This is a genomic window from Chitinophaga sp. OAE865 (genome assembly GCF_040546735.1).
GTDB lineage: Bacteria > Bacteroidota > Bacteroidia > Chitinophagales > Chitinophagaceae > Chitinophaga > Chitinophaga polysaccharea_A.
The window spans coordinates 6,438,653-6,449,845 of the sequence record NZ_JBEPOF010000001.1 but is presented as its reverse complement, the minus strand read 5'-3'; the positions used below and the strand labels follow the sequence as shown (position 1 = coordinate 6,449,845).

The 11,193-nt window shown below is 47.6% G+C and carries 8 protein-coding genes; 7 read left to right on the top strand and 1 reads right to left on the bottom strand.

The window, feature by feature from the left end; genetic code table 11:
• The first annotated feature begins 23 nt into the window (after positions 1-23).
• Together ABIE50_RS25715 and ABIE50_RS25710 are read left to right on the top strand one after the other, a co-directional pair.
• Positions 24-974 (top strand): sugar phosphate isomerase/epimerase family protein, encoded by a 951-nt coding sequence (locus tag ABIE50_RS25715; RefSeq protein ID WP_209865266.1) that lies wholly within the window; start codon positions 24-26, stop codon positions 972-974.
• A 114-nt stretch (positions 975-1,088) separates the two neighbouring features.
• Positions 1,089-2,219, top strand: a complete 1,131-nt coding sequence (locus ABIE50_RS25710; RefSeq protein WP_209865263.1) for an epoxide hydrolase family protein — start codon at positions 1,089-1,091, stop codon at positions 2,217-2,219.
• Here the strand turns inward: ABIE50_RS25710 and ABIE50_RS25705 are convergent.
• A complete protein-coding gene (locus ABIE50_RS25705; RefSeq protein ID WP_209865260.1) occupies positions 2,197-3,279 on the bottom strand; it encodes an acyltransferase family protein in 1,083 nt (360 codons plus the stop codon). The genes ABIE50_RS25710 and ABIE50_RS25705 overlap by 23 nt on opposite strands.
• A gap of 139 nt (positions 3,280-3,418) precedes the next feature.
• On the opposite strand from ABIE50_RS25705, the gene ABIE50_RS25700 reads away from it, so the two are divergent.
• The 5 genes from ABIE50_RS25700 (at position 3,419) to ABIE50_RS25680 (ending at position 11,188) form a co-directional block, all read left to right on the top strand.
• The gene (locus ABIE50_RS25700) at positions 3,419-3,676 is read left to right on the top strand and encodes a hypothetical protein (protein WP_142687832.1); all 258 of its coding nucleotides are present in this window, start codon (positions 3,419-3,421) and stop codon (positions 3,674-3,676) included.
• A 182-nt stretch (positions 3,677-3,858) separates the two neighbouring features.
• Complete coding sequence (locus tag ABIE50_RS25695; RefSeq protein WP_209865257.1) at positions 3,859-4,458, top strand: RNA polymerase sigma factor; 600 nt, start codon at positions 3,859-3,861, stop codon at positions 4,456-4,458.
• 170 nt (positions 4,459-4,628) lie between these two features.
• Complete coding sequence (locus tag ABIE50_RS25690) at positions 4,629-5,822, top strand: FecR family protein (protein WP_209865256.1); 1,194 nt, start codon at positions 4,629-4,631, stop codon at positions 5,820-5,822.
• 202 nt (positions 5,823-6,024) lie between these two features.
• Positions 6,025-9,363 carry a TonB-dependent receptor gene (locus ABIE50_RS25685; RefSeq protein WP_209865253.1) on the top strand — a complete coding sequence of 1,113 codons (3,339 nt, stop codon included), beginning with the start codon at positions 6,025-6,027 and terminating at the stop codon, positions 9,361-9,363.
• Positions 9,364-9,382: 19 nt separating this feature from the next.
• Entirely contained in the window at positions 9,383-11,188 is a 1,806-nt protein-coding gene (locus ABIE50_RS25680) for a RagB/SusD family nutrient uptake outer membrane protein (RefSeq protein WP_142687836.1), read from the top strand.
• Positions 11,189-11,193 lie beyond the last annotated feature (5 nt).

The following is an 11,193-nucleotide window of genomic DNA, read 5'->3' as shown; positions in this document are numbered from 1 at the left end:
GTAAGTTATATTTTAACGGTATTATGACTGACCTATCATTTAACCGCAGGCATGCGTTGAAAACGCTGGGCTTAACTGCCGGCGCTGCTCTGTTGAACCTGCCGGCATCAGCTGAAGCTGATGCCGGAAAACCTTCTCCTTCTTTTAAGTACTCGCTGAACATGAGTACCATCCGCGGACAGCGCCTGGGATTTATTAAAGAGCTGGAAACTGCTTCCAAAGCCGGTTTCAGATCTGTGGAAATATGGATAGATACTTTCCAGCAATACCTTGAGCAGGGCGGAACTGTAACAGAAGCAAAGAAGATAATTGACGATTTAGGCATTGAAGTGGAAAACGCCATCGGTTTTGCCAAATGGATAGTGGATGATAACGCCATCCGCAAAGCAGGGCTGGAACAGTTGCAGCGTGAAATGGAGCTGCTGGCGAAGATCGGTTGTAAACGGGTGGCCGCTCCTCCGATGGGAGCTAACAGTAAAGACGCCGCGTTAATTAACCTGGATGTTGTTACAGAGAGGTATATAACGATATTAAAGATGGGAGAACAAACCGGTGTGATGCCCATACTTGAAATGTGGGGCGGATCGCCCAACCTGAAGAAGATAAGCCAGATATTATACGTAGTGGCGGAAAGCGGTCATAAAGATGCGCGTGTGCTGATGGATGCATTTCATATTTTTAAAGGAGGCTCCAGCCCGGAGAGTATGGCGTTTGTAGGTAAACCCGCCGTAGAAGTATTTCATATCAACGATTATCCTGCGGGTATTGCGCCGGAGAAAATTTCAGAGCCGGATCGTATTTACCCGGGAGATGGGATTGCCCCATTGCGGCAGATGCTGCAGTATATAAAAGATCCCAATAAACCGGTAGTATTATCGCTGGAAGTGTTTAACCCGGAGTATTATAAACAGGATGCCTTGCTGGTGGCGAAAACGGGGCTGGCAAAGATGAAGGCGGTTACGGAGGGGGTATAAAAGTATCTTCGCAAAGCAGCTGTATGGTATGAATAATGGTTTGCTGCCTGAGAAAGAATTGTTGTTATCCCGGCTTTCTTTTTGTACCAGCATCCCCGGTACAAAACATTTCAAATGATACAACCATTCCAGATACACATCGCCCAGACGGTACTGGACGATCTCAAAGCCCGTATCCTCACTGCCAGGTGGCCGGATGCCATAAATAATGAACACGGGATGAGCCTCTCATTTATGAAAGAGCTGGCAGATTATTGGGCTAATGATTTCGACTGGCGCAAAACAGAAACAGCCATTAATGCCTGGCCTGGGTTCATAGCAGAAATAGATGGCTATAAGATACATTTCCTGCATATAAAAAGTAAGCATCCCAATGCCATCCCGGTTATTATTTCCCACGGATGGCCAGGCTCCTTCCTGGAGATGCTGAAAGTATTACCGGATCTTACGGGTAATGCAACAACACCTTTTGATGTGGTAGTGCCTTCTTTATTAGGTTTCGGCTTTTCCTCCAAACCGGTGGAAGGAGGGGTAAATACTTCGCTGATGGCCAGCCTCTGGGTAAAGCTGATGGATGTGCTGGGATATCATAAATTTATTGCCCAGGGCGGCGATTTTGGCGCCATTATCTCCACCAGGATGGCTATGCAATACCCGGAAAAGCTGATCGGGCTGCATATGAACTATATTCCTTTCAACTATAAGCCTTTTATGCCACCCGGTGAAAAACTCTCAAAGGAGGAAACAGATGCGCAGCAGCAAATGTTTCGCTTCTTTCAGGCAGAAGGCGCTTACGCACAGGTGCAAACCACAAAGCCGCTCACGCTTTCCTATGGGCTCAATGATTCCCCTGTAGCATTGTGTGCATGGATCCTACAGATATTCCGTAGCTTTTCGGACCCGGATGTACCACTGGAGCAATTGTTTGAGAAAGATGAGTTACTGTCAAATGTGACACTGTACTGGATCACGCAAACGATTCACTCTTCCATGCGTTTGTACAGTGAGGTGCAGAAAGAGCCTTTGGATTTCGGGGAACATGATTTTATAAACGTACCTGTTGGCATAGCGCATTATCCTTATCCCCGCAGCTTTCCTGCGCGGAAATATGTTGAAAGGGGATACCAGGTGCGCTATTGGAAAGATATGCCGGCAGGCGGCCACTTTGCAGCCATGGAGCAACCAGCGCTGTTTGCAGCAGATCTCCGGGAATTTGCGGGCACTATTTACTCCTCCGTGCGGTAAGATATTTACGCACGGGGATATCATATGCTACCATTACCAGGTAGGAAAAGCCCGTCAGAAGAATGGTGCCGCCAGTGATGATGACCGCCAGCTGCACTGTTCCCGGCTTGTGCGAGGCATAATAATTACCGAACATCCACATGGCTGCATAATGTGTCATATAGAGCGGATAAGATATCTTTCCGGAAAAAACACAAAGCTTTTTAAATCCTGCAGTGAGCCTGGCGCCGGCGCCAAGTGCAATCAGTAAAGGGAAATAGCATAACACCACTAACAGCTCTGCCAGCCAGTTCCATTGAAAATAGGGCATTACAAGCGCCAGTAACAATAACACTGATAACCCGGCAAAACCCAAACGGTTTTTAATGATCCAGTTAAAGCGGAATACCAGCAGCCCGGCTAAAAAAGAATAAAAGATACGCGCACCACCATCCCAGAAATTGCCTTTTCCCCAGCCTCCCATCAGGTTGCCGGCCTTATATGCTACCACGCTCAGGACGGCGGCTGCCAGCAACGCAAGTATTACCAGGTATCGCCGGTTGATCCTGCAGAGAATAAAAGCGTATACAATATTGGCAATATATTCCCAGAACAGGGACCAGGCGGGCGCATTCAGGCCAAACTGGTTAAATGCCCTGTCGGCCATTACCGGCCAGGGAATAAGCAGTACGGAGGCAAGAAACAGCAACAGTATCTTACCGGCTCCATATAGCTGGGGCTGGCCGCCGAAAGGATCAAAGAAAAGCGCCAGCAGGCCCAGTACCGACCCGGAGATAACCAATGGATGCAACCTGATGAGCCTCGACTTAAAAAATTCCATTACGCCAATTTTCCCGATACGGTTATCATAAGCGTATCCTATAACGAACCCGGATAAGCAGAAAAAGAAATCCACCGCCAGGAAGCCATGCCCCACAAAGTTTTTACTGTAGTCGGTATACACTATTTCCATAAAATGAAAAACAACTACTGTGAGGGCGGCAATGCCCCTTAATCCGTCTAATATTTCAAAATGTTGTCTGGTCTTTAGCAGGTCCGGGCTCAGTTTGTTCACGTTCATTGGTTACTGTTACAGGTAAATAGCCAGCAGCCATCGTTGTGGCAGCGGGACCGTAAATAAATAACATTATTCCCGGATTTCCTAACCGTTTAACAGGCTGGTGTATCTTTTGTAACCAGTGAACGATAAACTTATTTATATGGAAACAACAGATATCACCGTTTATATCGACAACAAGCCTTACCGTTTTCACATCGACGTAGATTATGAAAACGAAAAAACAACCTACCGTGTTTCAACAGATCCTGAACAGGGGGAAAAGCTCGACTTTATGCCAGCCAGCCTGCATTTTAATGAAGATGGGAAAGTTACTATAAAAGAGCGCCTGCGTACAGTGGAACAGGAGCAGATTGCACGGTTGATATGGCAGGAGATCCTGGATAAGATGAAACCATGAAACGATTTGTGGCTGGTTTGCTACAGCTATCTGTTTCCGTTCTCAGCCATAAAAAAGAGGGATGCCAATATAGTATCAAAATTTGCTAATCACTTTGAATTTTTTAGCAGATGATATTATAATTTGACCTCACTGTATTCCCGTTCTCCACAAGGTGGTTTTTAAAGAAGTGAGGTCATTTAATGAAAACAACTGAAATCATCAACGAAGAATATTACGCTATCCGCCTGCAACAGGGCGATGAAACGGCTTTCCGGTACATTATGAACCGGTATTTTGCGGTGATCACCAACTTTGCCAGGCGTATCGTGGTGAATAATGCTGTGGCGGAAGATGTGGCGGAAGAAACATTTATCAAGTTATGGAACGATCATAAAAAAGCTGGTTCCTTTCAATCTATTAAGGCATTCCTGTTCATAGCAGCAAAAAATGCCTGTATCAATGAACTGAGAAAAGAGAAAAACCTGCAGTACCGTCATCATGCCTATGCTGCCAGTATGACCAGCGAAGCGGATTTCATTGCCAATGAAATTATCCGCGCGGAAGTAAAGGCGGAAATATTAAGAGCAGTGAACAGTTTACCTGAAAAGATGAAACGGGTATTCCAGCTCGGCTTCCTGGAAGGATTACCCAACCGAAAAATTGCGGAAGAATTAAAAGTGTCTGTTAACACCGTGAAATCCCAGAAGTTCCGTGCACTGGAACTGGTAAAAGGAAAGCTCCATGGCAAAGATATCCTGCCTTTTGCTTTAATACTACTGGCGGCCCTTCACAAGGAGTAGCTCCCGGAAAAATATCTCTCCCGGAAAAAATTTTTTCTCCTCCACTCACCCGAAATGATCCGGGCAGTGTATCCACTATATAACGGCAATATTTTTTTTCAGTAAGCAATGCAGTTCGTGGCCCTGTAATGTGTGGTCACAGTGGCCACGGCTGCATACTATTATTTTCTATGGAAGAAAAAGACGTACAACAGCTATTACAGATAGCACAGCTTATTTACCGCCAGCGATCGGGTGAACTTGATGAATCGGAACAGGAAACGCTGAACAGCTGGCTGGCGGCCAGTGAACAAAACCGCAGCTTATTCGCGGAGCTTTCCAGCGGGCAACTGGAAGCCATTACGCGTGGTGAGGCGGACCAGGAAAACCTGAAGGCATCTATTGAAAGAGTGTACCTGGCCACCGGTATCAAACCCGGACCGGCAAATATATATATGAGTAAGTGGAGAACATGGCGCTGGGCAGCAGCCGTGTTGGTGCTGGCTGTTGCAGGTGCATGGGCACTGCGGCTGGTAAAGGAAAATAAACAACCGCCATTGGTGGCTATGCATACAGCAGATGTGGCACCGGGCAGCCGCAAAGCCACCCTGCAACTGGGAAATGGCAGCACCATTGTGCTGGATGATGCACAGAACGGCGTTATTGCCAACCAGGGTAAAACGGTGATAAAAAAATCTGCCAACGGCCAGCTGGTATATGATGCTTCTGCAGCAGTTGCAACAGAGGTCACCTACAATACCATTGCTACCCCCAATGGTGGCGAGTATGAAGTAATACTACCCGATGGATCGCATGTTTGGCTGAATGCCGCTTCCTCTATCCGCTTCCCGGCAGCATTCACCGGTAACACCCGGCGGGTGGAAATTAACGGGGAAGCCTATCTTGAAATAGTAAAGAACGCCAAAGCTCCTTTCATTGTCGTTTCCGGTAACCACTCAGTGGAAGTGCTGGGAACCACCTTCAATATTCACTCGTATCCCAAAGAGGATAATATCGCCACTACGTTAATAAAGGGCAGCATCCGTATCGCTGCAGGTAAATACACCAAGGTGCTGCAGCCCGGGCAGCAATCGCTCGTGAACAGGAACGCAGGCGATATCCGGCTTGCCCCTGAGGTGAATATGGACGAGGTGCTGGCATGGAGGAACGGCAAATTTATTTTTGACGACACCAGTATGAAAACCGTTGTGAGCCAGCTGGAACGCTGGTATGATGTAAATATTGATTATACCGGTATGGAAGACTATCGCTTCAACGGGGAAATATCAAGGAATGTTAGTCTTTCGAAAGTATTAAAAATGATGGAGCTCACCAGCAATATCCACTATAAAATAAGCGACAGGAACATCTACATGACAAAGTAAGAAAAGCAATAAAGACAAAAAACCGGAAGCGCGGGAACGCTGCCGGTTACTGTCAGGCTAATGGGGACTTCGTATCAATAAAATCCTTCAACCTTAACATCGCAAATGTATGAATTTTATCATTCATCGCAAGGACCATCTGCGCCTATCCAAACCGGTGCCATGGAATTGCTTTATCAACCATTCCAAAGTACTCCTGGTTATGAAACTAACTGCTCTACTCTTAACAGGTATCTGCCTGCAGGTCAGTGCAACGGCCTGGTCACAGGAGGTCACACTTTCAGAGAAAAACGCACCGCTGAAAAAGGTTTTGCAGCAGATCAGCAAACAAAGCGGTTATACTTTTTTTTACGATGCCCGCTATCTCAACGAAGCCAAACGTATTAACGTAGAAGTAACTAAAGCGCCTGTTGATAAGGCGCTGGATGCCTGCTTTTACGGTCAGCCTTTTACATACGAAGTACTGGACCGTACCATTATTGTAAAACGAAAAAAGATTGAAGAGAGAACACCTGCACCAACAGCCGCGTATAGCTGGGTACTGTCCGGTAAAGTGATCAATGAAAAAGATGAAGCGCTGCCCGGCGCTACCATCAAGGTACTGGGCACTTCCAAAGGCGTGGTCACCGATGTGTACGGAAAATTCCTGATAGAAATCGGCAACGAAAATGATTCCCTGTCTGTTACCTTCATCGGTTACAAAACACAGATCATCCATCCGGGCACTCAGAAAACTATTCTCATAAAACTTCTGCCCGACCTGGAAAACCAAAAGCTCAATGATGTAGTGATTGTAGGATTTGGTACACAGAAAAAAATATCCGTTACAGGCGCCGTATCCACGGTAAAGGTGAGCGAACTGCAACAATCTTCTACCGCCTCATTATCCAATACTATCGGCGGAAGACTGCCAGGTATCATTACCCGGCAGAGCTCCGCAGAACCCGGCTTCGATGCGGCCAGCGTGTTTATCCGCGGTCTTGGTACATTCACCGGCAACAAATCCCCCCTCATCCTGGTAGACGGTATTGAGCGCGATATGAACAACCTCAACGTACAGGAAATAGAAACTTTCTCGGTACTGAAAGATGCATCAGCCACTGCCGTTTATGGTATCCGCGGCGCCAATGGCGTAATCCTCATCAACACAAAAAGAGGAGCGGAGAGCCGGCCCATTGTATCGTTCCGTACAGAAACGGCCCGCCTCACCGGGATGCGCTTCCCCAAATATATCAACAGCTACGAGTATGCCATCCTGGCCAATGAAGCCATGAAGAACATTGGTAAACCTCCTTTTTATACAGATGAACAGGTACAGAAATACAAAGACCATTCAGATCCTTACCTGTACCCTGATGTAGACTGGATAGACGTGGTGCTGAAAAAACATACCATTCAAACCATCAATAATCTCAGCGTAAGAGGCGGTAACCAAACATTCCGCTACTATACCAATGTTGGTTATACGTTTGTTGACGGACTTTATAAAGAAGATAAATCCGTTCCCTATAAAACCAATACCAGCTTAAAACGTTACAACTTCAGATCAAACGTAGACGCCAATCTTTCCAAGAATCTGACGATGGACCTCAGTCTCGGAGGTATCATTGAAAACGGGAACGCGCCTGGTTTACAGGGCGGCGCTCCTGAATTGTTTGACGCATTGAGATGGACGCCCAATAACGCCTACCCGGTGAAAAATCCCAACGGGTCCATTCCCGGATTAGGCACTTTCCTGAATGAAAATCCATTTACAAAAAGCACGCAAACGGGCTACCAGAAAAGATTCCGGAATACTATCCAAAGCTCTCTGGGCGCCACCTGGGACTTATCATCGCTGGTAACAAAAGGATTGAAACTACGAGGTCTCTTTGCTTATGATTACTATGGCGCCATGACCACCGTTCGTGTAAAAAGCCCGGCTTCTTATCAATATCTCGGTCCCGATGCCAATGGCGTAGACCAGTACCAGCTCATTAAAACAGAACAGGCGCTGGGATACTACACGAATTCCGGCGCCAACCGCGCGGCTTACCTGGAAGTTTCCGCCAACTACGACCGCTCCTTTGGAGATCATCGCGTAGGAGGCCTGATATTGGGCAACCGCCGGGAGTATGTAGACCTGATGGCAGGAAGCTCCATCGGCAATATTCCCTTCAGAAGGCAGGGGCTGGCCGGTCGCGTTACGTACGACTACAACTCCAAATACCTCGTGGAGTTCAACGTAGGATACAACGGCTCGGAAAATTTCCCCAAAGGAAAACGATACGGCTTCTTCCCCTCCGCTGCTGCCGGGTGGCTGGTGTCTAACGAAAATTTCTGGAATAAAAATATTATCAGCTTCCTGAAAATAAGAGGTTCCTACGGGCAGGTTGGTAACGACCAGATAGGCGGCGCCAGGTTCCTGTTCCAGACAACTATCGATAAAGCCCCCGCCCACGGCTGGTTTGACCCGTACTATATGTTCGGCGCCAACCAAACTTACCAGACCGGCGCTTTCATGGAAAGCCGCATCGGCAACCAGAACGTTACCTGGGAAGTGGCTACCAAAGGTAATCTTGGAGTAGATATGGAACTGCTTAATGGTAAGATCACACTCACCGTAGATGCCTTCAAGGAACGCAGGAACGGCATCCTCATTGCACGGCAACAAATACCCATATCAGCAGGTTACCCGTCAGGTATCATTCCTTACGCTAACCTGGGAATAGTGAACAATCAGGGCGTAGATGGCAACATCGAGATCAAGAACCGGACAAAATCAGGCTTCTATTATTCCGTACAGGGCAATTTTACTTATGCTCATAATGAAATAGTAGAAGATGATTCGCCCGTAAGGCCACTGGCTTACCAGAACAGCCGGGGGCAAAGCATTGACCGCCCCTTTGGTTACGAGGCCCTCGGCCTGTTCAAAGACCAGGCAGACATCGACAAAAGCCCTTCGCAAACAACCCTGCAATCCGTAACACGCCCCGGTGATATCAAGTACCGCGACCTGAACGGGGATGGTAAAATAACCCCGGACGACAGAACCTATTTCGGTTATGCACGCAATCCCGAAATCATGTACGGCTTTGGCGGTACCGTAGCCTGGAAGGGAGTAGACATGAGCATCTTCTTTACCGGCGCTGCCAAAACAAGCTACCTGCTCAGCGGCCGCAGCTCCTACGCATTCTCGGGCGGTGTAGGTAATTACAACGTAATGCGCGAGGTGTACGATAACCGCTGGATACCCGGGGCCGACAATACCAACGCAAAATATCCGACGGTCATCGATATCAATAATACCAACAACTACGTAACCAGCACCCTCTATATGAAAAACGGCAACTACCTGCGCCTGAAATCAGCAGAGATAGGATATACGTTTACCAAAACACTCACAAAAAGAGTAGGCATCAGCAGTGTACGCGCATTTGTAAACGGCACTAACCTCGCCGTATGGGATCATATCAAAATAGCAAATCCCGAAATCGATAACGGGGAAAGCCTCTACCCGCTGCAAAGCAGCATCAATGCAGGCGTTCAGGTAAATTTTTAAACGTATTAAAATCATTAGGATGAAAACGATCACAAAATATAGTGCGTTCCTGTTCCTTCTGCTGGCAGCAGTATCCTGTAAAAAAGATTTCCTGGATAAAGCGCCGGACGATGACCTGACCATTGCCAACGTGTTCTCTAACCGCGATTACGCGAATAATTATCTTACCAACGTATATTCCCATCTGCCGGATGAAATGGTATGGGCAGATAACAAAGACAATCCCTTTCACGGCGCCGCGGATGAACTGAAACAATTCTACCCGCCATCGTTCTGCAACAGTATGACCTCCGGAGCATGGGATCCCAACTCCACCGTGATCAACCCCTGGGCAAGGAACTACGCGGGCCTGCGTAAGGCAAATATCTTTATCGAAAACATCGACAAGGTACCACTGGATCAGTTCTATACCAAAGAGGCGCGGGACCGGCAGAAAGGAGAAGCCATTTTCCTGAGAGCCTTCTATCACTTCTTACTGGTACGGCTATACGGACCTGTACCGATTGCAGATAGCAGCATATCGCTGGACACAGATTTCAAAAGCATCCGGCGCCAGCCCCTGCAGAAGTGTGTGGACTATATCGTATCGCAGTGCGACCAGGCTGCTGCATTGCTGCCTCCGCGCATTACTTCTGAAACAGAATACGGCCGGCCTGCGAAATCAGCCGCACTGGCCCTGAAAGCCCGCGTGTTGCTGTATATGGCCAGCCCCTTGTTTAACGGTAACCCCGACTATGTGAATGTAAAAGATCATGAAGGCGTACAGTTGTTTCCCGCTTTCGACGCAAACCGCTGGCAGGTAGCCGCCGATGCTGCAAAGGCCTGTATCGATCAAACGCAGGCGGCAGGGTACGCCCTGTACACATCTCCGGGAAATAACCCGGTGAAAAACTACCAGGAAATATTCTACATGAACAATAACCAGGAAGTGTTCTTTGCGTACAATGATGGTACTTACGATGGCCTGGATGTTTACAATGAACCGTTAAGTCTGGCTGGCTTTACCTTACACGCCCCCACCCAGGATATTGTAGACCAGTACGAAATGGCCAACGGGCAACGGCCTATTACCGGTTACACTGCCGATCATACACCCATCATCAACGCTGCATCAGGCTATACGGAGACCGGGTTTACAGATGCTCCCGGTCCGGATAACCTTTATGTAGCCGGTACCAGCAATATGTATGTGGGCCGGGAACCGCGGTTCTATGCCAGTATTAATTTTTCGGGATCGGTATGGAAAACGCGTACCGGCGGACTGGAATTCTGGTTTAAAGGTGCAGATGGAAAACTGCGCGCCGGCGGCGGTAACTACAGTGTAACCGGTTACCTGCTGAAGAAATTGTCTGATCCGAATTTTGTTTTTAAACCACAGGAGAAGAGAACGCTGCGCACCTGGATCTTTTTCAGGCTGGGAGAACAATACCTCAACTATGCAGAAGCGCTCAACGAAGCACAGGGCCCGGTAGGGGATGTGTATAAATATGTAAACCTGATCAGGAACCGTTCGGGACTGCCCGCGCTGCCAGGCGGTTTAAGCAAGGACGAAATGCGCGAACGCATCCATCACGAACGGCAAATAGAGATGGCGTTTGAATCGCACCGCTATTTCGATTGCCATCGCTGGAAGATTTCTGAAACAACAGATAATGGCAACATGTATGGATTGAATATTTATGCAGGGGAATCAAAAACAGATCCGGCGTTCTTTAAAAGAACCGTTTTCGAACGCAGGGTTTTTGAGAAGAAACATTACCTGTGGCCTATGCTGAAATCAGAAACAGACAAGAATCCTAATCTCCTTCAAAACCCCGGATGGTAACAAAA